Origin of the sequence: Microcoleus sp. F4-D5 (assembly GCF_036704885.1) — a bacterium.
Lineage (GTDB): Bacteria > Cyanobacteriota > Cyanobacteriia > Cyanobacteriales > Microcoleaceae > Microcoleus.
Genome location: NZ_JAUBSX010000016.1, coordinates 16,382 through 41,334, shown reverse-complemented (window position 1 = coordinate 41,334; position 24,953 = coordinate 16,382). Strand labels below are relative to the sequence as shown.

Annotated in this window: 17 protein-coding genes; 7 read left to right on the top strand and 10 right to left on the bottom strand. The window is 44.8% G+C overall.

What is annotated here, in order from left to right; genetic code table 11:
* Positions 1–382 precede the first annotated feature (382 nt).
* Positions 383–1,477 (bottom strand): type IV pilus assembly protein PilM, encoded by a 1,095-nt coding sequence (pilM, locus tag QUA80_RS10325; protein ID WP_333423819.1) that lies wholly within the window; start codon positions 1,475–1,477, stop codon positions 383–385.
* 432 nt (positions 1,478–1,909) lie between these two features.
* On the opposite strand from pilM, the gene QUA80_RS10320 reads away from it, so the two are divergent.
* Positions 1,910–3,193 (top strand): sugar ABC transporter substrate-binding protein, encoded by a 1,284-nt coding sequence (locus QUA80_RS10320; RefSeq protein ID WP_333423906.1) that lies wholly within the window; start codon positions 1,910–1,912, stop codon positions 3,191–3,193.
* Positions 3,194–3,400: 207 nt separating this feature from the next.
* Here the strand turns inward: QUA80_RS10320 and QUA80_RS10315 are convergent, their stop codons facing one another.
* Entirely contained in the window at positions 3,401–3,832 is a 432-nt protein-coding gene (locus tag QUA80_RS10315) for a type II toxin-antitoxin system VapC family toxin (RefSeq protein ID WP_333423817.1), read from the bottom strand.
* On the bottom strand, positions 3,829–4,446 hold the full coding sequence (locus tag QUA80_RS10310) for a hypothetical protein (protein ID WP_333423815.1): 618 nt from the start codon (positions 4,444–4,446) through the stop codon (positions 3,829–3,831). The genes QUA80_RS10315 and QUA80_RS10310 overlap by 4 nt, the downstream gene beginning before the upstream one ends.
* A 454-nt stretch (positions 4,447–4,900) precedes the next feature.
* Between QUA80_RS10310 and QUA80_RS10305 the strand changes: the two genes are divergently transcribed.
* Positions 4,901–5,476, top strand: coding sequence for a Uma2 family endonuclease (locus tag QUA80_RS10305; protein ID WP_333423813.1), 576 nt, complete (start codon positions 4,901–4,903; stop codon positions 5,474–5,476).
* A 162-nt stretch (positions 5,477–5,638) separates the two neighbouring features.
* Here QUA80_RS10305 and QUA80_RS10300 read toward each other — a convergent pair whose 3' ends face one another.
* The 3 genes from QUA80_RS10300 to QUA80_RS10290 all read right to left on the bottom strand — a co-directional run bounded on the left by QUA80_RS10300 (position 5,639) and on the right by QUA80_RS10290 (position 7,879).
* Complete coding sequence (locus QUA80_RS10300) at positions 5,639–6,091, bottom strand: Imm30 family immunity protein (RefSeq protein ID WP_333423811.1); 453 nt, start codon at positions 6,089–6,091, stop codon at positions 5,639–5,641.
* Entirely contained in the window at positions 6,091–6,378 is a 288-nt protein-coding gene (locus QUA80_RS10295; protein ID WP_333423809.1) for a hypothetical protein, read from the bottom strand. The genes QUA80_RS10300 and QUA80_RS10295 overlap by 1 nt, the downstream gene beginning before the upstream one ends.
* Before the next feature lie 235 nt (positions 6,379–6,613).
* Positions 6,614–7,879: a folylpolyglutamate synthase/dihydrofolate synthase family protein gene (locus QUA80_RS10290; protein ID WP_333423808.1), complete on the bottom strand. Its 1,266-nt coding sequence runs from the start codon at positions 7,877–7,879 to the stop codon at positions 6,614–6,616.
* A gap of 98 nt (positions 7,880–7,977) precedes the next feature.
* On the opposite strand from QUA80_RS10290, the gene QUA80_RS10285 reads away from it, so the two are divergent.
* Positions 7,978–8,994: a DNA cytosine methyltransferase gene (locus QUA80_RS10285; RefSeq protein WP_333423806.1), complete on the top strand. Its 1,017-nt coding sequence runs from the start codon at positions 7,978–7,980 to the stop codon at positions 8,992–8,994.
* A gap of 9 nt (positions 8,995–9,003) precedes the next feature.
* Here QUA80_RS10285 and QUA80_RS10280 read toward each other — a convergent pair whose 3' ends face one another.
* The 4 genes from QUA80_RS10280 to rsmI form a co-directional block, all read right to left on the bottom strand.
* Positions 9,004–9,552: a hypothetical protein gene (locus QUA80_RS10280; RefSeq protein ID WP_333423804.1), complete on the bottom strand. Its 549-nt coding sequence runs from the start codon at positions 9,550–9,552 to the stop codon at positions 9,004–9,006.
* Complete coding sequence (locus QUA80_RS10275) at positions 9,549–10,052, bottom strand: DUF4365 domain-containing protein (protein ID WP_333423801.1); 504 nt, start codon at positions 10,050–10,052, stop codon at positions 9,549–9,551. Before QUA80_RS10275 ends, QUA80_RS10280 begins: the two co-directional genes overlap by 4 nt.
* A gap of 181 nt (positions 10,053–10,233) precedes the next feature.
* Positions 10,234–11,451, bottom strand: a complete 1,218-nt coding sequence (locus QUA80_RS10270; protein ID WP_333423800.1) for a glycosyltransferase — start codon at positions 11,449–11,451, stop codon at positions 10,234–10,236.
* Positions 11,452–11,535: 84 nt separating this feature from the next.
* Complete coding sequence (gene rsmI, locus QUA80_RS10265; RefSeq protein WP_333423798.1) at positions 11,536–12,411, bottom strand: 16S rRNA (cytidine(1402)-2'-O)-methyltransferase; 876 nt, start codon at positions 12,409–12,411, stop codon at positions 11,536–11,538.
* Between the two features lie 49 nt (positions 12,412–12,460).
* On the opposite strand from rsmI, the gene QUA80_RS10260 reads away from it, so the two are divergent.
* The 4 genes from QUA80_RS10260 to QUA80_RS10245 all read left to right on the top strand — a co-directional run bounded on the left by QUA80_RS10260 (position 12,461) and on the right by QUA80_RS10245 (position 24,949).
* Complete coding sequence (locus QUA80_RS10260) at positions 12,461–13,321, top strand: PfkB family carbohydrate kinase (RefSeq protein ID WP_333423796.1); 861 nt, start codon at positions 12,461–12,463, stop codon at positions 13,319–13,321.
* A gap of 229 nt (positions 13,322–13,550) precedes the next feature.
* On the top strand, positions 13,551–14,675 hold the full coding sequence (locus tag QUA80_RS10255; RefSeq protein WP_333423794.1) for a cupin-like domain-containing protein: 1,125 nt from the start codon (positions 13,551–13,553) through the stop codon (positions 14,673–14,675).
* A 96-nt stretch (positions 14,676–14,771) separates the two neighbouring features.
* Entirely contained in the window at positions 14,772–15,650 is an 879-nt protein-coding gene (locus QUA80_RS10250) for an inositol monophosphatase family protein (RefSeq protein ID WP_333423904.1), read from the top strand.
* A 410-nt stretch (positions 15,651–16,060) separates the two neighbouring features.
* Positions 16,061–24,949, top strand: coding sequence for a DUF4347 domain-containing protein (locus tag QUA80_RS10245; protein ID WP_333423792.1), 8,889 nt, complete (start codon positions 16,061–16,063; stop codon positions 24,947–24,949).
* Positions 24,950–24,953 lie beyond the last annotated feature (4 nt).

The window sequence follows — 24,953 nt, the reverse complement described above, 5'->3', positions numbered from 1 at the left end:
GGAGAAGGCTTTAGTTATCGTCGCGAGAGAAGGAAGGAAGGCTTTAGTTATCTAGTAGGGAAGGAAGAAGCAATTTTCCGCAAGGGTTTGGGAAATTAAGAACTTCCTCACCGTCTTGGCTGTTGCTAGAGATTTTAATTTGAAATTTTAGATTTTAGACACAGCGCAAGATTGCCGGTAAAAGTGAAGGATTTATTTAGGGAAGAAAGAAACAACTTTCTGCCTTCTACTGAAGGAAGCGGCTGCTTCTACCTCCGATATTTTACCTTTTACCTTCTACCTTCTACCTCCAATATTCTACCTTCTGCCTTCTGCTTTCTTCTTTCGGAATGGGCTTTTACCTAAAATTCTCAAATCGGTTTTTCTATCAAAAACTGTTAGGTCACATAACCTCCCTCAGTCCTAAACCTAGGGCGACTCCTAAACCTGCTCGCTGTTCTGGGGTAATTTCTTCGCTGATTTCGAGTCCTAGGGTTTCTATGGGATCTACTTGAGATGCGGGCAAGCTTAATCTTTGCATAAAAAATTCGTCTAGTTTGCCGATCGCAGCTCCCGGGCCTGCTAGCAGCAGTTGCGCTACTTCGAGTTCTTCGCTCTGGTTGAGGTAAAAGTCTACTGAGCGGCGCAGTTCGTCTGCTAGTTCTCCCAATACTTTAATCATCGCATTTGTGCCGGGATTGGCGTCTCCGGACGCGCCCATTGTATCTGTGACTGGCAGGGTCATGCCTTGCAGTTCGCTGGTGTCTCTGTTTGGCGGCAGGTTCATGGCTTGGTTGAGGGCGGTCTGGATTTGGTAGGTGCCGATCGGGATGGTACGGTTGAACTGAGGTATGCCGTCCACTACTATAGCTAACTCGGTACTGTCAAATTCTATGTCGGTCAGGACGGCGGCTTCTTGGGAGGAAAATTGTTGCAGTTGTTCTTTGAGGGTGCGGATCAGGGCAAAGCTGGTCACTTCTAGCACGTCTATAACCAGTCCGGCTTCTTTAAAAGTTTCGATGTATGTGTCGGTAACTTCTCTGCGGGTTGCTACTAACACGACCTGCACTTTTTCTACGCCGTCGTCATCTACAAATAGGCCGATTTTTTGATAGTCTACGTCGGCGTCTTCTCTGGGAAACGGCAAGTACAGTCCTGCTTCTGCGTTCATGTAATCCCGCAGTTCTTCTTCGTTGAGCTCTGCGGGAACTGGGATGAGGCGGATGACGGCTTCGCGGCCGGGAATGGCTGTTGCTACTCGCTTGGCTTTAATTTTGTTTTCGGCGAGGACGGTACGTATTAGTTCTGCCATTCCCGGCGGATCTACTATTTGTCCTTCTTGTATGTAGTCTTCTGGAACTTCTGTTGAGGCTAGGATGCCTAATTTTAATGCCTGGGCTTTTTTTTCGAGCTGAATGATGTTGATGCGGTCTGGGGCTATTTCGATCCCGATTCCTGGCTGGCGTTGGGAAAGTAGACCTTTGAAAAAGTTAACCATGTGATTGGGTCGCCGGTAATTGCTATTTTTTTCTTTTGTAGTTGGCCAGCCTGATTCAGCGCGCCGGCGTGTTGGAGGGTTGGTTTCCAACTGCCGAAAGAGTGCTGTAATCTCGGTATCCCGCCTTCTTCTGCGCAGATCCGTCTGTGTTGCGCGATCGCTAGTTCCGATTTTATGCTATCCAATTTACTTGACAATAGCTATTCTGCTGCGAATGTCAATAAATTCCTGCTCGATCGACCGAAAACCTGCCGATTCTGCACAAAAACAGACTATTTCGCTCGCCGTGCCCAGGTACAAAACTCTGTTACTGACTCATCGCGCTTGATTCGGGCGATTCCCTACCCTACCCTACGGGAACCCCTGCGGGAAGATAGCTGCGCTTCACGCTTTTTTTGTCTGACGATTCCCATAACTCTCAATTTTTATTCTATGAAACGTAAATCTTGGCAACTGTTTGCTGTTTTTGGGCTGGTGGGGCTGCTGCTGGCTGCGGTGGTGAGTTGCAGCAAACCGGCTGTGAATTCCCAGGCAAATAATACGCAGGAAATCGAGTTCTGGACTATGCAGCTTCAACCTCAGTTTACTGAGTATTTCAACAAGACGATCGCCGGTTTTGAAGCCCAAAATCCGGGGGTGAAGGTGCGTTGGGTGGACGTTCCTTGGTCTGCTATGGAAAGCAAGATTTTGGGGGCGGTTTCGGCGAAAAATGCGCCGGATGTGGTGAACCTGAATCCCGATTTTGCTGCGCTGTTGGCGGGACGCAATGCTTGGCTGGATTTGGATTCTCGAATTCCGCAGCAAGTTCGATCGCTCTATCTCCCAAATATCTGGAAAGCTAGTGTACTCGACGGCAAGAGTTTTGGCATTCCTTGGTATCTCACGACTGGGGTGACAATTTACAATACGGAGTTGTTGAAGAAGGCTGGAATTGCTAAGCCTCCTGCTACTTATGCCGAGTTAGCCACTGTTGCCAAGCAGGTGAAGGAGAAGACTGGTAAGTTTGCTTTTTTTGTGACTTTTGTGCCGGAAGATTCGGCGGAAGTTTTGCAATCTTTCGTGCAGATGGGTGTGCCTTTGGTTGACGCTAAAGGCAAGGCTGCTTTTAATACAGCTAAGGGGAAAGCTGTTTTTCAGTATTGGGTAGATTTGTACAAAGACGGACTTTTGCCGCAGGATGTTTTGGTGCAGGGACATCGCAGGGCGATCGAGCTTTATCAAGCCGGGGAAACTACTTTGTTAGCTTCGGGACCTCAGTTTTTGAAGGCGATTTCTGAGAATGCTCCGAGTATTGGTGCTGTTTCGGCTGCTGCGCCTCAAATTACGGGGGAAACCGGCAAGAAGAGTGTGGCGGTGATGAATTTGGTTGTGCCCCGCGACAGCAAGCGCCCTGATGATGCTGTCAAGTTTGCTCTGTACGTGACTAATTCTCAAAATCAGTTGGCTTTTGCTAAGGCTGCTAATGTTTTGCCTTCTACAGTTGAGGCTTTGAAGGACGGTTATTTTAAGAGCGTTCCTGCTGATGCGCCTGCAGCCGATCGAGCTCGGGTTATTAGTGCTTCTGGGTTGAGTTCCGCCGAGCTATTGATTCCGCCTTTGAAGGATGTTAAGAAGCTGCAAAAGGCGATTTATGACAATTTGCAGGCGGCAATGTTGGGGGAGAAGTCGGTAGACCAAGCTGTGGCTGATGCGGCTAAGGCTTGGGATCAAAGGTAGTTTTGAATTGAAGCTGGGGCGGGATTTTTTTTGAGTTCGCCCCTTGCTTTTTTCTGCTACTTGACGTATTATTAAATAATGCAAATCCGTGCCGTCATATAAGCATAAATCGGCTTTTAAATGTAAGGTGCGTCGCCTCGCAGAGTTTCCAATCATCGCGAAAAATTTGATTGCGACGCACCCTACGATTAGCAATCGCGCTTGCTTTTAAGGTTGAATTGTCCAGTCTTCCTGCACTAAATCAGGCACTTGCGAAAAATCTCGGTAGTTGCGTGTAACGAGGATAGCATTATTAGCAAGTACAATAGCAGCAATTCGCAAATCTTGCGTGCCGATGCGTATTCTTTGACGGCGGAACTCAGTATAAATAGTGAAAGCATTCTGGTCAAATTTCAGAATGTTGAGATTTTTGAAATCATCTAATGTATCCCATAACCTGGTGTAAGCCAATACTAATTTGTCCGCTTGCGAAGGTTCAGAAGCGTTTTTAATAACCTTGAACCTGCCGCGAATTACTTCCTCTACTGTTACGATAGTTACAGCAAGGTTTTCTGCGTTAACCTCGACCTGCTGCACCATCATTGGATGATTCTGTTGCCAAAGGGAGAAACAATCCGTATCAAGTATGTATCGGCTCATTTGGTCTCAACCGCAGCGTCAATTTGACTGTAATAAGCTTCAGTTTCTGCATCGAGTTCGCGGCGATATTCTTCTATGTGTGCCAATACCTCATCGTATTGCGGATCGTTTTCATATTTACCAGCTAACCTCACCCAAGGATTGTTCGATCGACTATTCGTGAGTTTGACAGAGACGATTTCAGCTTCGGCTAGCTGGGCATTTACTAAATCGTGAAGGTTTTGCAGTGCTTGCGATCGCGTCTCGCCAAAAGCTTTACATTCGGGCCATCCCAGCAACGCTGCACTGACTGTTCTGTCTGATTCGTTTTTAATGATTATGTGAGCAGTTGAGCTGTCGAGGTTGCCCCCAAAGTTAGTGCGATCGGCTGCGCGAATGTCGCAGGTAGCGTTACCTGTTAAGAGTGTTTTTGTCTTGACTGTCTGCTTGGTGTTTTCCTGGTGCGGCTTTTCTCTTTCTGCCATGATAGAGGCCTTCAGTGCTGCTGTATTGTTTTCCTGACGCTGCTTGATTATGTTTCGCCTGAAAAGCTCCTCAAATAGTAAAGTTTGCTCTTGGGCTGGCAAAGCTTCTATATATTCAATTAGCGTTTGTACCGATATAAGGCTGCTCATAAACTTCTCTCTAAATTTTTCTAAACTCACTTGTATTGTAACAAAACTTTGGCATTGGGCATTGGGAATTAGCCATTAGGCATTAATCTTTTTTAATCTCGCCCCTTGCTTTTTTCTGCTACTTGACGTATTATTAAATAATGGGAATATGTGCCGCCCTATATAAGCAGATATCAGCTTTTAAGTTCTTATCGAATGATGAAATTACCGCCGCTTCACAAGGCGGAGTCGGAGGAGAACTCTGGATAGGTATATCTCGACTATTTTAGAAATAAATGTTTTTGGATAAGAACGATCGCTCATCCCATAACTCAAGTTTCTTTATCCCGTGCGATCGCTTTTCTCAATTCAGCTTGATTGATGATTTGTACGAATACAGCCTGAATTCCTCAAATATTCAGAAATTTGACTTGTGTTAAAATCAAAGCTCAGATCGGAATAGGAGAAAATTCTTATGTCAGCGATGACACTCAAAGATTTAAACCAAGTTCAAAAACTTTTTTCCGAAGCGGGTTTAGATTACAAAATTGAACTAGAAGACGGGAGACTTTCCATTGTGGGGCCATCAGACATCGTATCCAGTGAAATCAGCAGTATTTTGATTCGCTTGCTGGGTAACTGGGTTTATCCCCGTCGCTTGGGGAGAGTCTTTGACTCTGCAGGCGGTTTCATCATGCCGGATACGAATGTCAAAGCACCGGATGTTTCTTTTGTGCGCGCCGCCCGCTTGCGCCAAAGTCCGCGTTATTTTGGAGAACTTGTCCCGGATTTGGTGGTTGAGATTAAATCTCAGAGCGATCGCATTAAGCCTATAGAAACCAAGGTTTTGAAGTTTATAGAATTGGGTGCGACCGTCGGAATTCTGATCGATCCTGATGAAGAAACAGTGACTGTTTATCGCTCTACAGGTGAACCGACTGTTTTAGGAAATGGCGATATCTTAACAGTAGCAGAACTTTTTCCCGGTTGGGAATTGCCCGTTTCGGAATTGTGGCCTCCTATCTTTACTGAGGAAGAAACACAAGGTTAAAGAAAAAAGAGCGTGAAGCGAAGCTATCCCTTTCCCCGCAGGGTTTCCCGTTCCCCGTAGGGGTTCCCGTAGGGTAGGGTAGGGAATTGCCCGCTCTACTTATCGAGCTTTTCCTTCATCGCGATCGCTGTTCCAAATATTCATCAGCGGTGGAGATAAACGCTAATGAACTTGTCCAGCTAGCTCAATCGGTGAATCTTGATGAGTCAATCGATAGGCAGCACTTTCTTCCAGCAATTGCCGAATAAAATGGGGGCTGTGAGCGTTAATTGAATGTAACAGATTTCTATACAAGCGGCAGGCAACCTCATCATTCAAAATGCGACTGTGGAGTATTCTTGTCCAATCAGAGGCAACAACAATTAATTGTGGGATGACACTGATAAATGCTTGTAACTGCTGTTCCATTTCAAAAGATTCTAAAAAATGAATTAGGCTAAACATGACCTCCGGCTGTTGGCAGCGATCGTCTAAAATCAGATGTAAATCTGGTAAATTTTTGCTCTCAGGATGCTTCGCTAATTCCGCTAAAGCATTTTCAAAAGCTGTTACTTCTTCAGTCGATCGCATTAATTTATTAGCGGCCAACATGGTAATCCAGCTATTTTCCTTCATCAGCTACTTACTCCCTTTTCAAAAACGCCCAACCAAGCTAACTTATTTGACTGGATAACTTGCTGTAAGCTGCGCCTAATTTGTGGCGTGTAAAGTCCCTGACGGCGATAAATTGCTCGCGCATCGCTAATTTCTCTAGCTAGTGCTTCCCTGGGTAACAAGCTGAGATTCGGAGATTGTCCGTAAGAGATAGTCTGGCGATGACGACCTCCTTTACCGGGCAAAGGGTGTTCCATCATTATAGCAATACCCATTTCTCTGCTGTAACCAAGAACCTTTGCTGCCATGAATCCATTAGAAGGAATGTGATGTGGTGTCAGATTATCGCCTCTTCGTCCAGCTTTAAGCAGGTCTCCGTAACATCCAACTGCGCCTTCCCCTGGGAGAAGTCTGTTTGTATAATTAGCTATTTCTATTCTCCTATTCGCTGCTAACGGACATGATATTACGACAAGAAATCCAGTGTCTGTGAAGCACCTCTTGCCAGTTTACCGGAACAATTCATCTTAAGGCAGGATGCGTTTAAGCTTGGGATTGTTGTTGTTGCAGAAAATAGCCGACGAGATAAAGGGAACCGCAAAGGATTGTTAGGTTGTCGCCTGCAACAGCAGCATCTAAAGCTGTTGTTAAGTCGGGGAATGCTTGACAGAGAGTTAATTCGGGGCAGATAATTTGAGCTAGGCTGGCTAATTCTGCGGGGGATGATGAGTTTTGATCGGGTACGGGTACTAGGTAAAGTCGATCGCCCTTTTTGAGTAATGCTTTCAAAATATCATCGCAGTCTTTAGTCGCAAGAATGCCGATTACCCAGTTAATCGGTGACGGGTGATTGTTCAGGCGATCGACATATTCACGCAGGGCGATCGCTGCGGCTGGATTGTGCGCGCCGTCAATTAATATATTGCGGTTTTTCCAAGTTGTCTGCTGGAGTCTTCCGGGCCATTGGGTTTTGGCGATACCGTTTTCGATGGCGGTTGGGGAAATTTGCCATCCTTGGTTTTGGAGAATTTGCAAAGTTGCGATCGCAATTGCTGAATTCATTAGTTGAATTTTTCCCAGCAGCGGCAATCGATATTTTATTTTAACCGCATTTTGATTTAACTGATATTCTGCGAATCCTTGTCCTAAATCTATTGCTGGTTTTACCCAAGTTGCCGGACAGTCTAATTCTTGAATGCGTTTTTCTACTACTATTCTAGCTGATTCTGGCAATTCTCCGATCACTGCCGGACATTTTGCTTTAAGAATTCCCGCTTTTTCCCCAGCAATATCTGCCACGGTGGGGCCGAGTATTTGCCAGTGTTCGAGACTGATAGAAGTGATGACGCTAGCGAGAGGTGTTTCGCAAACGTTAGTCGCGTCTAATCTACCGCCCAATCCAGTTTCTATGACTGCGATGTCTGTTTTTTGTTCGGCGAAATACAGCCAAGCTGCGGCGGTGATTATTTCAAATTGAGTCGGAGTTTCGGTGTTGTTTTCGGTGGCGGCGACAACTCGTTTGAGACACTTTTGCAATTCTGTTGGGGAAATCGGTTTTTGGTTGATGCAAATTCTTTCTGTCCAATCGATTAAGTGCGGGGATGTGTAGCGCCCGACTCGATAGCCTGCTTCTGTTAGTACGGAAGAGAGATAAGCGCAAACGGAACCTTTGCCATTGGTGCCGGCAATGTGGATAATGGGTACTTGTTGGTGGGGGTTGTCTAGTTTTTGGAGAAGTTGGTGAATTCTTTCCAGCCCGAGGTGGACGCCGAAATGTTGGTAAGATTGGAGGATAGATTCTGCATTCATTGATAATTTCCCAGTCCGCGAAGGCGGACTTTGTTTGTGTAGAAGCGATTTCAATCGCCGATTGCTATAAAAGATTTTCAATACTATAGATTAAAAAGATGACTAGGAATATTATTTCTTTGTTTTCGGGTTGCGGCGGGTTGGATTTGGGTTTTCGTTTGGCTGGCTTTAATCCGGTTTGGGCAAATGAATATGATAAGTCTATTTGGGATACGTATAATTTCAATCATCCTGAAACTATTTTAGATCGCAGAGATATCCGAAAAATCAAATCTGACGAAATTCCCAACTGTATTGGGATAATTGGCGGCCCTCCTTGTCAAAGTTGGAGTGAAGCCGGGGCGAAACGAGGGATTGATGACAGTCGGGGTCAACTTTTCTGGGAGTATATCAGAATTGTGCGGGACAAGCAGCCTTTGTTTTTTTTAGCTGAGAATGTTAGCGGAATCTTAGCTCCCAGAAACAAAGAAGCTTTCAGTTATATATTATCGCAGTTTGAGGAAATCGGGTATCGGGTTTCGTACAAGTTGTTAAATGCTAAAAATTTCGGTGTTCCGCAAGATAGGCAAAGGGTGATTGTTGTTGGCTATCGGGAAACTCTGGGTTTTGGTTTTGAGTTTCCCGAACCTGGAACCGAGGTTTTGACGCTGAAAGATGCGATTTTTGATTTGCAGGCGATCGCCCCTATGTCAGTTAAGGGTAAATTAGATAATTATCACGATTCTGTCCCAAATCACGAATGTGCGGATTTGGGATTTTCCAGCCTTTATATGTCGCGCAATCGAGTGAGAAGTTGGTCAGAACCTTCGTTTACAATTCAGGCAAGCGGCAGACACGCGCCTCTCCATCCTCAAGCTAGTAAAATGATTTTGGTTGGCAAAGACAAACGCATTTTTGATCCCAATTCGCCTCTGCCTTACCGTCGGCTTTCTGTGCGAGAGTGCGCGAGAGTCCAGACTTTCCCGGATGAGTTTATTTTTAAGTACAAGTATATTGCTGATGGATACAAAATGGTCGGCAATGCTGTCCCTGTGAATTTGGCTAGAGTTTTGGCAAGTAAAATTTTTGAGGATATTAGAAAGTCTGGCAGATTAGCCCCCTCGAATTTACACTAATATTCTTGGTTAGTTGTTCCATTGGTCATATATGGTAAAATTCTTGGTATTTTTGACAATAAATACTTGATTTTCTTTAATTAAGTCTCCCGTACATAAAACGGGCAAGCGTTCTTGATAAGATTTGATGGCGAGGATGTAGTCTTTGTCTGTAAGTTCCATTTTAATTTTCCGCAGTTGGTCGGCAATCACACCTAATAAAGTAATCTCGCCACTTAATTGGTCGGCGTTAGGAGTGTGAATTTGAATCACGATTCCCTGAATAGTTGTATTAGGAAGCCCGGTAATTAAATCGGCTAAAATTTCCAGTTGAGAGCGCTTTTCGATGATTTCCAATGTCTCTAGCATCAAGTTCATTGACACGGGAAAGTCAGGAAGAGTGGAATTTAAAGGTAGAACGATTTGAGGGGCTTCTGGCTTGATATCGCTGCTTGTCCAAATAATAGCGCGGCTGTCAATTTGTTGTGCTTGTTTCCAACCTTTTGTTTCTAAGTAGTAGCTGATTTGCTGAGGTTGGAGATTTTTGAGCAATTCAATATCCTTTATTGTCACATTCATAGTTGTCTCCCGGTTGCGATACGCTGCATGATAGTTGTCAGAGTCTCAGCCGAAAATATATTGGTTCTGGGTATTGAAATAGTGACGGTTTCTTTATTGTCAGTAGGTGCGGCACCTTCTAATGATATCCAATAAGCGCAGCGTTTTAAGCAGAGTTCCGCTTCTGTTTGTTGCAGCCAGTCATTTACTTGATCTGGAACAATGACCACAATTATAATTCTAGGAGGATAGGCGTTGCTTGTACTCAATTCTTCGTAGTTTTTAATGTTCAGGGGATAGCGAAGGCTATTTTCGTTGAGGATATCTCTTGAGGTACATTTGACTTGAAGGTAAAGAATGGGAAAGTTTGGTAAACCTGATGCTGCTATTCCCGTGATAATTAGGTCTACACCTAGCTTGTCTAGAGGAGTAGTTGTTCGCTGGCAGATGCACCCTGCTGCTGAGGCAACGGCGTAAACGTAGGCATAGCTAAATTCTTCTTTTTTGGTGTTGATATCCATTAAACTGCTAATTCAGTCTTATTTCCAATAGGATAATGATATAAAACCATTAATTGATGTTCGGACAGGCATTATATTGCCAAAGCCAGATTTGTTAAATCGCTCACTTATACTACTTCAAAAATTCCGGGTTCGTATTCTTCAATGATGGTGAATAATAACAGCATTATATCATCATCTGTCATTTGAATTTTGTCAACTCGCCGAGATTGTGCTGAATCGCATTTGTCCCGCGAATATGAGACAAGGGAGAACCTCCGTACAAAAAGCTGTTCAAACTAACTTGATAATTTTGCTGAACTGCTAAATCCAGCCACAAATTGTTAATCGCATCTCCGGGCTTGTAGTCGGGAATGTTGTGCTGATAGTAAGGAAAACTGTCTATACAAGTATTGAAAAAGTTCTTGCGCCCGCAATGCTTTAAATACTGATATCGCGGTTTGAATTCTGTTTGATTTTCCAATACTGTATATATAGTATCTGCGAGAGATTCTGGGTCGAATTTGGCGTAAAGACCGGCACCTTCGGGGAAAACTGGCGAGTTTCCTCTGGCGTATTGGTTGAATTCTTCAAAACAAATTACTGGTACGTTGCAACTCATGGCTTCGGTAATGCCTCGGTTTTTTCCTTCGAGAAGGGAACCGAGGACGAATGCTTGCGCCCGCGAATAATATGTGGGAATTTCGCTGTAGTAGTCAACTCTCGGCACTAAGTTAATGTAGTCGGAGGGATTGCCTAAAATTGCCTCCACTTGTCGCCATTCTTTTAATGCGTACTCGTCGAGAGTATTCAGGTTGCTAGCATCAAATTCGTGGCCGGTGACTACTGTTAATTTAATCGGTTTTTGCGGATATTTTTGGCGGTAAACTTTTAAGGCTTTGGCAATAATTGGCAAATTTTTTTCTTCGGAAATTCGGGCGACGGCGAGGAGGTCGATGTCTTTGGCGGGGACGTTGCGCGGGGAAATTAAGTATTCGTTGATGAAGTCGGTGTCTTGCAGTGGTATGATTGGTTTGTGGGCGCGATCGACATAAGTTTCGCGAAACCACTTTTCTCGCTGCGGGTTTTTATATAAACTCGAATAGGCGTCAGCGATGGGGGCCCAGGAGTAGGAGATTCCGGGGGAATAGGCGAAGGAGAAAAATACTGAGGAAAGTTGGGGAAATAGTTTGTTGATGAGTTCGACTGCTTCGCTGAAGTAAATTCCTTTGATGAAACGCCCTTCGTAAAACAGCGGGGGAAGCAAGACATAGAAACTGACGGTATCGAAGCGGTGGGGTTGGTCTTCAAATATCTCCCAGCTAAAGGCGTCTAAGTCTGCATAAATTTCGGCGATTGGTTTGTTGATGTGGGGGTTGCGTAAATATGGTTTTTGTCGATCGTAGTTTCCGCGTACCATATAATTCTGAGTGTGAGTATCTAGCTTTTTTTATTTAACCGCAGAGGGCGCAGAGGGCGCAGAGAAGAAGAGAGATATTCACAATTAATCTAAGGGTTGTTCTAGTGATTCATTGTCGCCAATTGTGAGGGCTAGTTGGTAGATTTGGCGGCGGGGGAGGGATGTTTGTTGCGCTAGCTGGCGGCTGGCTTGGGAACGACTTATGCCTTCGGCAATTAATGTTTGCAATTCTGCTTTGATGGCGTCTTCGGAAAATATTGGTGCGGTTGTTTGGATGCCGGCAATTACGAGGGTAAATTCTCCTTGGGGTTCGCGATTGGTGTAAAGCTCGATCGCACTTTCTATACTACTACGCCAAAACTCTTCGTGCATTTTAGTTAACTCTCTCGCCAGCACAATCTGTCTGTCGCTTCCCAAAGTATTTGCTAAATCTTGTAAAGTTTGCCGCAATCTGTGCGGAGATTCGTATAATATTATAGTGCGGGATTCTATTTGCAAAGCTTCTAAACTTTGTTGGCGTTCTTGACCTTTCACGGGTAAGAAACCTTCAAATACAAATCTCTCTGTGGGTAATCCTGATGCAGTTATCCCAACAATGCAAGCGGTCGGGCCGGGAATCGGAATAATGTTAATATTAGCATCGGCGCAAGCTTTGACTAACTCGGAACCGGGGTCAGAAATTCCCGGCATTCCGGCATCGGTGACGAGGGCGATATCTTTGCCTAAATGCAGTTTGTCGAGGAGTTCGGGAAGTCGCTGTTGTTGGTTGTGTTCGTGATAGCTGATTTGGGGCGTTTTGATTTGGAAATGCTGCAAAAGTTTGCCTGTATGGCGGGTATCTTCGGCGGCGATGAAGTCTGCTGTTTGCAAGATGCGGATGGCGCGAAATGTCATGTCTTCCAGGTTGCCGATCGGGGTTCCTACGATGTAAAGTGTTCCTGTGGTGGGATTTGCTTGCATTTTAAGATGGGGATTTTTTAACCGCAGATTAACGCAGATTAACGCAGATATGAAAACGGGATTGTTTTTGGGATTGGCGACTTTAGATTTAGTTTATTTGGCCGGGAAGCCTCCGGGTGAAAATCAGAAAGTTGTTGCTTCTGATTGTACCATTGCTGCGGGCGGGCCGGCGGCAAATGCTGCGGTCACTTTTAGCTATTTGGGGAATGCGGCGGTATGGGCTGGCGTTTTGGGTACTCACGCGATCGCCCAATTAATTCGTGCAGACTTAGCGGAGTATAATGTCAGGATAATCGATTTGGAACCCGGGCGATCGGACTCGCCGCCAGTTTCCTCGATTATTGTAACTGAAGCAACGGGCGATCGATCGGTAATTTCGATCAATGCTACGAAATCGCAAGTTGACAGTCAAACAATTAACCCGGATATTTTAACATCAGTTAGTATTGTACTGCTTGACGGACATCAAATCGCAGCCAGCCAAGAAATTGCTCAACTTGCCAAGTCAAAAAACATTCCCATTGTCCTCGACGGCGGCAGTTGGAAGCCCGGATTAGAAGAAATATTGCCTTTCGTTGAATGGGCGGTATGTTCGGATAACTTTCATCCACCCGACGGCGACAATTCAGAACAAGTCTTTGCTTACCTGTCAGCAGCCGGAATTCCCAATATTGCCATCACTCGCGGCGAAAAATCAATTTTATACCTCAGCAATGGCACTTGCGGCAGTATAGAAATACCTCAAATTCAAGCCACAGACACTTTAGGCGCTGGCGATATTTTCCACGGCGCTTTCTGTCACTACATTTTGCAAAATAACAACTTTACAGATACTCTCGCTGCCGCAGCTAAAATTGCTTCCCATTCCTGCAAAAACTTCGGAACCCGCGCCTGGATGAATAAGGATTAATTTTCAATTAAAATTAACCAAACTATCCGGTTAAAACGGCTGAAAGCTAGAAAACTTGAACTGGCAACACCTGTTAAGTTAAAATCTTGACAGCAACCTCGACAAAATTTGTGAACTTCTCTCTTCTCTTCCTTCCCGTCATGCGCGCCTTCGCGGTTCGTTAAAATTGCTATATTAGTGAAACAACCTCAAATCAAACCAAACAGTCCTAAAACAACATACCCGAATCATGCCTGACACCCAACCTCTAAGTATCACCCTTCCCCCTTTGCGGATTACCCTAACAGAACAACAGCAAGTTAACCTAGAATGGCTGACACAAAACTTGCCAAATCTACTCACCCCAAGCAAACAAGAAGTCCCAGACAATATGAAACAGTGGGTGGCGGCCAACAAATTATTAAATCAACCCGACGACGAAATCATTCAAGCGCTAATAAGTACCGGCATAGATGCGGAAACAGCCACCGCAGAAGTTAGAGAAATATCATCTCATCCCTACTTCCAAGCAGGCAGCCATTACGTGCAGTTATTGCAGAAATTAGAATCTCATCTCAGGATTAACAATCAATTAGCTGCATTGTCTTCCAAGTTTGGCACAATTGAACGCAAAAGCAGTCTTTCACGAGAGTATTTTCTCGAAAATTACTACGCAAAAAATACTCCCGTAATTATTACTAACATCATGCACAACTGGAAAGCGTTGCAGTTGTGGACGCCGGAGTATTTGCAGCAAAAATATGGCGATGCAGAGGTACAAATTCAAGCCAACCGCAATTCCGACCCTAATTACGAAATTAAGATAGAAAATCACAAAAAAACTGTTTTTTTCCGGAAATATGTAGAGATGGTGGTCAATGGCGGGCCTAGCAACGACTACTACATGGTTGCTAACAACCAAACTCTGGAAAGAGAGGAATTTAAACCGCTATTTAACGACATTGAAATATTCCCAGAATACCTCAATCCCGCCGATACAAAAGGCAGAGTTTTCTTTTGGTTCGGGCCGCAAGGTACGATTACGCCCCTCCACCATGACCCAGTTAATTTAATTTTAGCTCAAGTGTCGGGTCGCAAACTAATTAAATTGATTTCTCCGCAGCAAACACCTCTGCTTTACAATCATGTCGGTGTTTTCAGCAAAGTTGACGGCGAAAATCCCGATTATGAAAAATACCCGCTTTACAGAGATGCAAAAATTATTGAAGTGATTCTGGAACCGGGAGAAGCTATCTTTATTCCTGTCGGTTGGTGGCACCATGTAAAATCATTGGAAGTTAGTATTTCGGTTTCGTTTACTAATTTTGTGTTTCCCAATTATTATGAATGGAAATATCCTCATATTAATTGGTAATTGCTAATGATCGTTCCCAGGGGCGGACAAGCGGGCACCGCCCTACAAAAATCTGCGTTAATCGGCGTTTATCTGCGGTTCAAAAAAAAGAAATTCATGAAAACTCTCGAAGAAATCAGCGAAATTTCCCGATCGATCGCCTGGAGTGCATCAGATATCCTACAATCCTATTATCGGGAGGATTCCAACACTCCTAACCTCGACATTCAAGAGAAAAAAGATGGCCCCGTCACCGCCGCCGATGTCGCTGTCAATTCTTACATTCTCGACGAATTGCAGTCGGCTTTAGGGAATGCAGAATTTGGCTATCTCAGCGAGGAAACTTACAAATCTTATTTAAAAACCAACGGTCAAGTTCCGTTACCCCAAAGTTGGGTTTGGATTATTGACCCTTTGGATGGAACGCGAGATTTTATTGACAGGACAGGTGAATTTGCCGTTCACATTGCTTTAGCGTTCGAGGGAAGACCGGTATTGGCAGTTGTGGCTTGGCCCGAACAGCAAAAGATTTATTACGCCATCCGCGATGCGGGTGCTTTTATGGAAAATCGGGACGGTTCTGCGCTAAAATTGCAAGTTTCGGCGCGAAATATAGTGGCAGATTTACCTATAGTAACTAGCCGCAGTCACCGGGACGATCGCTTTAATCAATTATTGCACAAACTGCCTTGTCAAAATCAAATAGCTGTCGGCAGTATCGGCTGTAAAATTGCGACAATTGTCGAACAAAAGGCTGATGTTTATATTGCGCTTTCGGGAAAGTCTGCGCCCAAAGATTGGGATTTGGCGGCGCCGGAATTAATTTTGACTGAAGCGGGCGGCCGATTTACTCGTTTTGACGGTTCTGCTTTGCAATATAACCGGGGAGATGTGAGTCAGTGGGGGGGATTGTTGGCGAGTAACGGTTGCTGTCACGCGGCTATTTGCAGGGAAGCTGAGGAGATTTTAGCAGGGATAGATGCGGGTTTGCGGTAGTCAAAAGTTTAGTAGGGTGCGTTAGAAGACCGTATTTTCTGCACGACTAATTGTTTACGCACCCTAAAGTATGTATCAAAATTATCAAAATTGCTGAGTTTGAAATTTCAGTACAATTGCACTTACGTTTCATAAATATTGGTGGTAAATCAATAGCGCATTTTTTCAGTAAAAATACTTAAGTATTTTTCACGTTTTTATCAAAATTTTAATTAATCAACTATTTTTTAAGAAAAATTTACATTATATCAGTAAAAAAACTGTTATGGTGACGACAAAAGATCGGGACTCACCGGGTTTTTACGGAGAAAGGGTGTGTCTGTATAAATAAAAATTGATAGATAGTTTCGGACGCAAGTCACGAAAGGGCGGAATTTTTGTATTTTTTTGAAGCCCCAGTCAGGTGGATTATGCCCAATTTAAATATTCCAGTTTCTGTAAGCTCGATCGCCTTTATCGACACTCAAGTTGAAGATTATCAAAGTTTGATGGCCGGAGTAAAACCGGGTACGGAAGCAGTCGTTTTGGATGGGAACCGGGATGCGATCGACCAAATTACAGAAATTTTAAGCCATCGTACCAATATTGACAGCATTCACATTGTTTCTCACGGTGCTCCGGGCAGGTTGCAACTGGGTAATGGCTGCTTGAGTGCAGATAATGTGGAAACTTATTCCGAGAAATTGCAGCAGTGGCGGAGTGCTTTAACTGTTGATGCGGACATTCTGATTTACGGTTGTAATGTCGCATCAGCACCTCGCGCTTACCCGAAAGTCCGCCAGGGAATGAATTCCCCAGCTCAAAGCTCAAGTCGGTTGAAACCGACTGAAAACAAGCCGGCTATTGACTCCTTTTCAGAGGACTTTCGCTATGAGACAGGGAATTCATTCCCTGGCGGATCGGATGAATACGCCATAGATGATAAATACGCCATAGATAATAAATACCCCATAGATAATGAACACGCCAGAGATATAGACGGTTTCGCCTTCATTCAACGAATTGCCCAACTCACAAATACAAACGTTGCTGCTTCGCAAAACCTCACCGGAAGTGCAGCAAAAGGCGGCAACTGGTTCCTAGAAGTAACAGCAGGGAAAATTGCCGCACCTTTAGCATTTCGGCCAGAAGTGCTGGCGGCTTACAACCACGTTCTCTCCAGCTTCAGTACGGCTACTAACTTTAGTGCGGGCTTGGCGCCGACGGCAACTCCTTTATCAATTGGTACGGGCGACTTTAACGGCGACGGTTTCCCCGACTTAGCCGTAGGAAACTTGGGTTCGAGAGATATTTCCATATTGTTGGGGACAGGTACGGGCAGCTTTGGTACTGCTACCAACTTATTTAATCCCGGCAACGAGGTTCCTAATTCCATTGTAGTGCGCGACTTGAATGGAGACAGCAAACTCGATTTAGCTGTAGCGAATCCTATCAATGGCGCTAATGGCAATTTCATTTCCATCCGGCTGGGGACAGGTACTGGCACTTTTGGCAATCCTACCAACTTCGGTTCAGGGATAAATCCTCGATCGATCGCAGCGGGCGACTTTAATGGAGATGGCAGGTTAGATTTAGCCACAGCCCCTTTGAGTGGTAACAACCTTTCAATTCTTTTGGGAGACGGTACTGGTAGCTTTAGCACTCCCGCTACCATTATTAATACCGGAGCATCTCTTACTATTGCCACAGCCGACTTTAACAGCGATGGCAAACTCGATTTAGTCACCTCGAACAATAGCGCCACTAACAATATCTCAGTTTTGTTGGGAGATGGTACGGGCAAGTTTAGCGCCCCCGTTAGCTTTAGCGCGGGGACTGGGAATCACTTTGTCGTTACAGGCGATTTTAATGGCGACGGCAAACTCGATCTCGCTGCATCGAACAGCAGTTCTAACAACGTTTCAGTTTTGTTGGGGGACGGTACTGGCAATTTTGGTACTGCTACCAACTTTAGTGTCGGATCGTCTCCCGAATCTGTAATTGCAGGCGACTTTAACGGCGACGGCAAAATCGATTTAGTCGCGTCTAACGGCGGTTCTAACAACGTTTCAGTCTTGTTGGGGAAGGGTACGGGCAGTTTTGGGACTGCCGTCGATTTTAGTGTAGGAACATTTCCTCGGTTGATTGCTGCGGCAGATTTTAATGCTGACGGCAAGTTGGATTTAGCGACGCCGAACTTTACCTCTAAAGATGTCTCAATTCTGCTAAATACACCCAATACAGTTAATTTCGGGGCTGCAACTTACAGCGGTACAGAAGGAACTACGGATACAGTAGTTAATATCCCCGTTACTGTCAGCGGCGGCACTCCTTTTAGCGATGTAATTGTACCAATTGCGATCGACCCCAGCAGCAGTGCCACCCAAAATTCAGACTACACCATTTCCCCTACCTCAATTACATTCCCCGCAGGTGCAACAGGTGCCGCACTCACCAAGAATATTGCAGTTACTATCAAACCCGACAATCTCCCTGAGAACCCCGAAACCGCAATCCTCAACTTTGGCACAATCACCGGAGGGATTGCAGGTACAACCAAACAAACAACATTAAATATTGCAGCCAACGGTACTGTTTCTTATGCCATTGCCGCCGGTACTGCCAGCACTGCCGAAGGTAATAGCGGCACAAAACCTCTGACTTTCACTGCGACTCGCAGCGGCAACACGGGCGGGGCCAGTAGCGTCAATTATGCGATCGCCGGCACAGCTACAAAAGTCAGCGATTACAACAACATCGGCGGCACTTCTGGCGCAACTGCTGCTACTGGCACAATTAATTTTGGGCCCAATGAAACATCCAAAACTATTACTCTGGATGTATTAGGCGACACCCAAGTTGAACCCGACGAAACCATAGCCGTCACCCTTTCAAATCCCACCAGCCCGGGCGTAACCCCGACAATTACCGCTGCTACCGCTACCACAACTATTACTAATGATGACAAAGCTGGCTTTACTATTAACCCAACAGGATTAACTACAAGTGAAGTCGGCGGGAAAGCTACTTTCACAGTCAAACTCAATTCTCAACCGAGTGCTAACGTTACATTTGGTTTGAGCAGTTCCAATATTGCCGAAGGAACTGTTTCGACTAATAGCTTAACTTTCACTCCCGCTAACTACAATCAACCGCAACTAATAACGGTGAGTGGTGTTGACGATTTGGTAGCTGATGGCCCTCTAGCATACAAGATAGTCACGGCTGCTGCTGTGAGTACCGATGTTAATTACAATAACCTCGATCCATCCGATATCACCGTCACCAACAGTGACAATGAAACTCCGGGAATTACGGTGAATCCGACGGCGGGATTAACTACTGGTGAAGATGGCACTAAGGCCAGCTTTACTGTGGTTTTGAACACTAAACCAACTGCTGATGTAACTATCGGTTTGAGCAGTGACAATGTTGCCGAGGGAACAGTTTCCCCTGCTAGTATAACTTTCTCTCCGGCTAACTGGAATACAGCGCAGCCGGTGACAGTAACAGGGGTTAACGATAGCATTGTTGACGGCAATATTGACTACAAAATTGTCACGGCTGCTGCTGTTAGTACAGATGCCAATTACAGCAACCGAGATGTAGCGGATGTTAGCCTCAGCAATCAGGACAATGATACCGCTGGTATTTCTATTACTCCCACGGCAACAACTGCTACAGAAGGCGGCGCGAATGGCAGTTATGCGATCGAGTTAACGTCACAGCCTTCCGCCCCGGTAACTATCACTCTCACAACAGGTAATCAGATTCAGGCGATCGCCCCTGTGAATTTCACTGCCGATAATTGGAATGTCGCTCAACCCGTTACGGTGAAAGCTGTTGACGATACAATTGTGGAAGGGGCGCACAGCGAAAATATTACTCACAATGTGAGTAGCGCTGACGTTAAGTATAATGGGATTGGGGTTCCAGGGGTGACAGTGGCGATCGCTGATAACGATGTAGCGCCACCGCCGCCGACACCAACACCGACACCAACGCCAGTCATAGTCGAGCCTCCCACACCGACACCAACACCGACGCCAACGCCAGTCATAGTCGAGCCGCCCACACCAACACCAACACCGACACCAACGCCAGTCATAGTCGAGCCGCCCACACCAACACCAACACCGACACCAACGCCAGTCATAGTCGAGCCTCCCACACCGACACCGACACCGACACCAACGCCAGTCATAGTCGAGCCTCCCACACCGACACCGACACCAACGCCAACGCCAGTCATAGTCGAGCCGCCCACACCGACACCGACACCAACGCCAGTCATAGTCGAGCCTCCCACACCGCCGACACCGACACCAAGGCCAGTTATAGTCGAGCCGCCCACACCGCCTGCTGGTATCATCAACACACAGAATAATTGGTGTGGCTTAGAAGCTGGATTGAACAAACTTGAAAACATCCTTGACGACCAGCTAAATACAATTAAACTACCCATAGTTGGTTCCCTCAAGAACATTGCCCCCAATTTTATTGACAGCTTCAAAAATAAGCTAGTAGATGCGGTTAAAAATGGGGTAAATCAAACTACCGATCAGTTAGAAACTACTCTGGGCAATGTACTCGGATCTGATTTCAACGTCAAAGTCAATCGCAATTCTACTCAAGATGAAAGCACTTTACTAATTACGCTGGGTAAAGCATATGAAAGCGATGCTAATTTAGCTCAAAATTTAGGGATGCCTGGATTAGGTTTGACTGCGGATGGGAAAGCTAAATCGACAGCAAAGTTTGATTTGGCGATCGCTGTGGGCGTTCATAAAGATTTTGGTTGTTTCATAGATACCGACAAAACCAAGCTTACAGCTAATTTTGACGCCGGAATAGATGACAAGTCTAAGGCACAAGCTAATTTAGGCGTTTTACAACTTGACCTGAATAATAATCCTCAAAAACCCACTAAAGCTGAGGCTAAATTTGCCGTCAATTTGAAAGATTTGGATAATTTGGGAGGTGCGAATGATGGCTCTCGCTTAACACTCTCCGAACTTGGTGGCAACTATCAGTTGTCAGATTTGTTCAATGCTACCTTAACTGCTAACGCTAATCTCGGTCTTCAAGCTAAAACTAGCATTAACAACAATCCTGCTTTTCCTTCCTTAAGTTTTGACCTGGGCGCTAATTGGCAGGCTATTAATTATACCAACGGTCAATTAACTGCACCGCAAAAGCCAACAGTTAACATCGATAACGCATCTTTTAACTGGGGGCAAACATTACAAGGATTGGAAAGGAGTTTAACTCAGCTTCAAGACAGTCTCAATCAAAATTTACTGGAAGTAAAACTGCCAATTTTAGGGCAATTGAAAGACGTAATTCCCGGCGATTCTAGTGTTTTTAATTTCCTGAATACAGTCAAGGAGAGTACAATAAATGAGTTGAAGTTAGTGAGCGATCGCAGTCTCCAATCTACCCTAACTTCTCTTGTCCAAGACTCGCTAGATGGGAATTTCAATTCAGAAGCATTAGGTGCCAAATTAACTTCTCAATTTAGCCAGAATTTTTCTCAAGAAGTTGCCCGGAATCTGCAACAAGCCTTAAAAAAATATTTCCCATCCAAAAAACTCTTTGGTTTTTTAGATTTGCCTAGTTTGATCGTACTTGGCAAAGGTACTCCAGATGACATTAATCTGCAAATTTCCCTAGATCGAAACTATCAATTTCCAGATGTTAACCTTTCTGGAGACTTAGGACTTCCAGCATTAGGTTTGGACGTAAATGGCAAAGCACAATCCAAATTTGACGGTAACTTATCATTAGGATTTGGCGTCAATAAAGATTTTGGCTTCTATGTTGACACCAACCAAACCAAACTGGACGCAAATGTAGAAGCTGGTCTAGATAATAATTTCAATGCCAAAGGTAAATTAGGCTTTTTCCAAATTGACCTTGCCAACGATAACGACAGTCCTACCAAAGCCGAAGCAAAATTTGCCGTCAAATTAAAAGATTTAGATAATTTGGGAGGTGCTGATGATGGATCTCGCCTAACGTTCCCAGAACTGACTAGCAACTATCAGTTGTCAGACTTATTGAACCCTACCTTAAATAGTAGCGCTAATCTCGGTCTGCAAGCTAAAACTAGCGTTAACGGCAATGCTGCATTTCCCTCCTATGACTTCGACTTAGCAGTTAATTGGCCGATCGTCAATTACGCTAACGGTCAATTAACTGGGCCGCAAAAGCCCACAGTTGCATTTAACAATATGCAACTAGATTTGGGGACGTTTGTCAATAATTTTGCCAAACCTGTTTTCGGTAAAATTTCCGATGTCATTCAACCATTTCGACCAGTTATTGAATTTCTGGATCGAGACACCAAGTTGTCTCAAATAGGCCTAGCTGGGCTATTAGATCAAAATGGAGATGATAAAGTCAATATACTAGAACTGGCAGTAGGTGCAGCCAAACTGTTGGGTCGCCAAATCAAGATCGATACTCGCTTTGTAGATGCGGTTCACAACGTTGATAAAGTTATTGAATTGGCAAACAAAATAGCAGATTCTTCCGATAAAATTGACTTGGGTTCCTACACTTTAGGCAATCTAGATGCTTCCGATAGCAGTGCTAATCTTCAGAATGCTTACCCGGCTCTAACCAGTTCTGCAACAGAAATTGTCGCTCGACAAATTAGCCCCAAAATAAGTGGCAATGTCAACGAACTCTTAAATGCTTTAAAAAATCTTGAGGGCTTTGATTTGCCTCTCTTGACCAACCCGGAAACCGCGATTCAATTGCTGATAGGTAAACCGGATGTTCCGCTATTCACCTATCAGATGCCCAAACTAGAAGTTGGCTTTGACATTAACCAAACATTTCCGCTTCCACCCTTGCCACCGTTCATTGTTGGTTTAATTAAAGGCAATTTTAGCGCTTCAGCTAATCTAGGATTTGGGTACGATACCTACGGATTAAGTCAGTGGAAAAACTCTAATTTTGCTGCGGATTCTGCTGACAAAGTTTTGGATGGATTTTATGTTAGCGAGCGCCAAAATGCTGACGGTACAGGGCCAGATGTTGACCAACTTAGTATTGATGCTGGCATTGACATAGGTGGTGGGATAGATACGAAAATTGCCGAGGGTTATCTCACAGGTGGAATTGAAGGAAAAGTCCGCATCGATCTGAGAGATATTGGAGAATTCCAGCCCAAAAGCGGCGGTGACGGCAAAATTCGAGGATCGGAAATCGCTTCCCGCATCAGCCAACCTTGGGAACTGTTTGATGTAACAGGAAAAATCCCTGTTTCCTTCGGTGCTGAATTCAAACTTTTGTTACCAAAATTCTGCGAAAAAACTATTCCAGCAGTCAAAATTTTTGGCAAAACTATCACCCCTAAAATCACCATACCTTACCCTTGCGGATTAGATTACAAAACAGTCTACGATAAAAAGATTGAGGCATTTGAGTTAGCCAAGTTTGGTGTAGAGCCAACTCTTGCAAGTCCACGATCTCTTACAGTGCCGTCGCCAACTGGTGTCACCAGGGGACGTATTCCTGTAGTGCCGTTGCCAACTGGTGTCACTAGGGGACGTATTCCTGTAGTGCCGTTGCCAACTGGTGTCACTAGGGGACGTATTCCTGTAGTGCCGTTGCCAACTTCTCCCACCAGGGGACGTACTCCTGTAGTGCCACAATCGCAGTCGGATGATACCGGAAGTACAGGAGGTACTACATCAGGTATGGTGGCCACAAGGGGTAGAGCTGTTAACAGTTACCTCACGGGAGCAAAGGTCTTCTTTGATGCTGATTTCAATGGAATTCAAGATGATAGGGAACCGTTTGCAATTACTAACGTTGATGGCAGTTTCGATCTGGAAGTTTCTCTCTTCAATTTCGATCTAAATAACAGTGGCGATCTCGAACCAGAAGAAGGCAGAATTGTAATGATAGACGGTATCAATACCTCTACTTATTTGCCGCAGAAAACGCCCCTATTTGCCCCACCAGATGCTATTGTCGTCACTCCATTAACTACTCTATTGACCGAGTTATTTCTGCAAAGCACTGACCCCAATCAGGCACAAATTCAGGTAAAATCTGCATTGGGACTGTCGTCAGGAATTGACTTGACTAGCTACGACCCGCTACAGGCAATTACTCAAAACGACCCGAACGGTTTGGCGGTTTATGCAGCCCACGCTCAGGTACAAAATACCATTGTTTTAGTCGCAAATTTAATTAGCGGTGCTTCAACTACCGCGAAAAATGAGATTGCCGATCGCGTAATTTCCGCCATTGCCAATCAAATTAAATCTGGCACTGTCGATTTAAGCAATTCCACCCAATTGCAGGCGATTATTCAGTCGGCGACGAATCAACTGCAAGTACCGCAAGTATCTAGTATTGCTTCGGATGCTGCCCAAATTATTGCAGAGGGAAATCAGCGAATAAAGGCGATCGCATCCAGCAATTCCTCGCCCTCAGATGCCGCGACAGATATCGCCCGCATCCAAAAAGTCGCCCAAGGAGAAGTAGCCCAAGATTTACTGCAAGTCGCAGCCGGAAATAAAACGATTCAATCGGCAATTTCCGAAAATACTGGTGCATCTCTAAATACCAAAATTCAGTCCGCGACAGCTAACAATCCCACAGTCCGCAATACTTTAGATACTGATGACTCCAGCGCACCATCTACACCAGATGAACCATTTCCAGAAAGCGGTATTGAATTCGTTAAAGATGGGGAAAATACTACCGAAAGCACAGATGGCGATGATACCATTATCGGCAGCGCTAGCGATGATATATTGCGCGGTAAAAAAGGAAATGACTTGTTGTTTAGCCTTGATGGCAACGATTGGATCAATGGCAATCAAGGCAACGACGTAACAGATGGTGGAATTGGTGACGATACCCTTTACGGCGGAAAGGGTTTTGATACTTTGACTGGTGGTGCGGCTACTGACTTCCTTTCTGGCAATCGAGGTGAAGATATCCTGATTGGTGAAAAGGGCGACGATACTCTCTACGGCGGTCAAGGCAATGATATTCTGCTAGGAGGTCAGGGTAACGATTTCCTCAGTGGCGATTTGGGCGATGATACCTTAGTAGGGGATGTAGGGAGCGATCGCTTCTTATTATCTACCAATTCCGGTATTGATACTGTTGCTGACTTTGAAGTCGGTCAAGACTTATTAGTATTGGGTAATGGGTTGATTTTCTCGCAATTGGCAATTGCCGAAGATAGCGGTTCAACTGTAATCCGGTTTGCACAAACAGGGGAGATTTTAGCTACTATCAGCGGAGTTTCTGCAAGCAGTATCAGTGCCGTTAATTTCGGATTGCTTTGAAATT

Excerpts from the sequence above, each read along its gene's own strand:
- QUA80_RS10310 (WP_333423815.1), bottom strand. The coding sequence starts at position 4,446 with ATGAGCAGCCTTATATCGGTACAAACGCTAATTGAATATATAGAAGCT.
- QUA80_RS10305 (WP_333423813.1), top strand. The coding sequence starts at position 4,901 with ATGTCAGCGATGACACTCAAAGATTTAAACCAAGTTCAAAAACTTTTT.
- QUA80_RS10295 (WP_333423809.1), bottom strand. The coding sequence starts at position 6,378 with ATGGCAGCAAAGGTTCTTGGTTACAGCAGAGAAATGGGTATTGCTATA.
- QUA80_RS10275 (WP_333423801.1), bottom strand. The coding sequence starts at position 10,052 with ATGGATATCAACACCAAAAAAGAAGAATTTAGCTATGCCTACGTTTAC.
- QUA80_RS10260 (WP_333423796.1), top strand. The coding sequence starts at position 12,461 with ATGAAAACGGGATTGTTTTTGGGATTGGCGACTTTAGATTTAGTTTAT.
- QUA80_RS10245 (WP_333423792.1), top strand. The coding sequence starts at position 16,061 with ATGCCCAATTTAAATATTCCAGTTTCTGTAAGCTCGATCGCCTTTATC.
- QUA80_RS10300 (WP_333423811.1), bottom strand. The coding sequence starts at position 6,091 with ATGAAGGAAAATAGCTGGATTACCATGTTGGCCGCTAATAAATTAATG.
- QUA80_RS10280 (WP_333423804.1), bottom strand. The coding sequence starts at position 9,552 with ATGAATGTGACAATAAAGGATATTGAATTGCTCAAAAATCTCCAACCT.
- rsmI (WP_333423798.1), bottom strand. The coding sequence starts at position 12,411 with ATGCAAGCAAATCCCACCACAGGAACACTTTACATCGTAGGAACCCCG.
- QUA80_RS10315 (WP_333423817.1), bottom strand. The coding sequence starts at position 3,832 with ATGAGCCGATACATACTTGATACGGATTGTTTCTCCCTTTGGCAACAG.
- QUA80_RS10270 (WP_333423800.1), bottom strand. The coding sequence starts at position 11,451 with ATGGTACGCGGAAACTACGATCGACAAAAACCATATTTACGCAACCCC.
- QUA80_RS10320 (WP_333423906.1), top strand. The coding sequence starts at position 1,910 with ATGAAACGTAAATCTTGGCAACTGTTTGCTGTTTTTGGGCTGGTGGGG.
- QUA80_RS10290 (WP_333423808.1), bottom strand. The coding sequence starts at position 7,879 with ATGAATGCAGAATCTATCCTCCAATCTTACCAACATTTCGGCGTCCAC.
- QUA80_RS10250 (WP_333423904.1), top strand. The coding sequence starts at position 14,772 with ATGAAAACTCTCGAAGAAATCAGCGAAATTTCCCGATCGATCGCCTGG.
- QUA80_RS10255 (WP_333423794.1), top strand. The coding sequence starts at position 13,551 with ATGCCTGACACCCAACCTCTAAGTATCACCCTTCCCCCTTTGCGGATT.
- pilM (WP_333423819.1), bottom strand. The coding sequence starts at position 1,477 with ATGGTTAACTTTTTCAAAGGTCTACTTTCCCAACGCCAGCCAGGAATC.
- QUA80_RS10285 (WP_333423806.1), top strand. The coding sequence starts at position 7,978 with ATGACTAGGAATATTATTTCTTTGTTTTCGGGTTGCGGCGGGTTGGAT.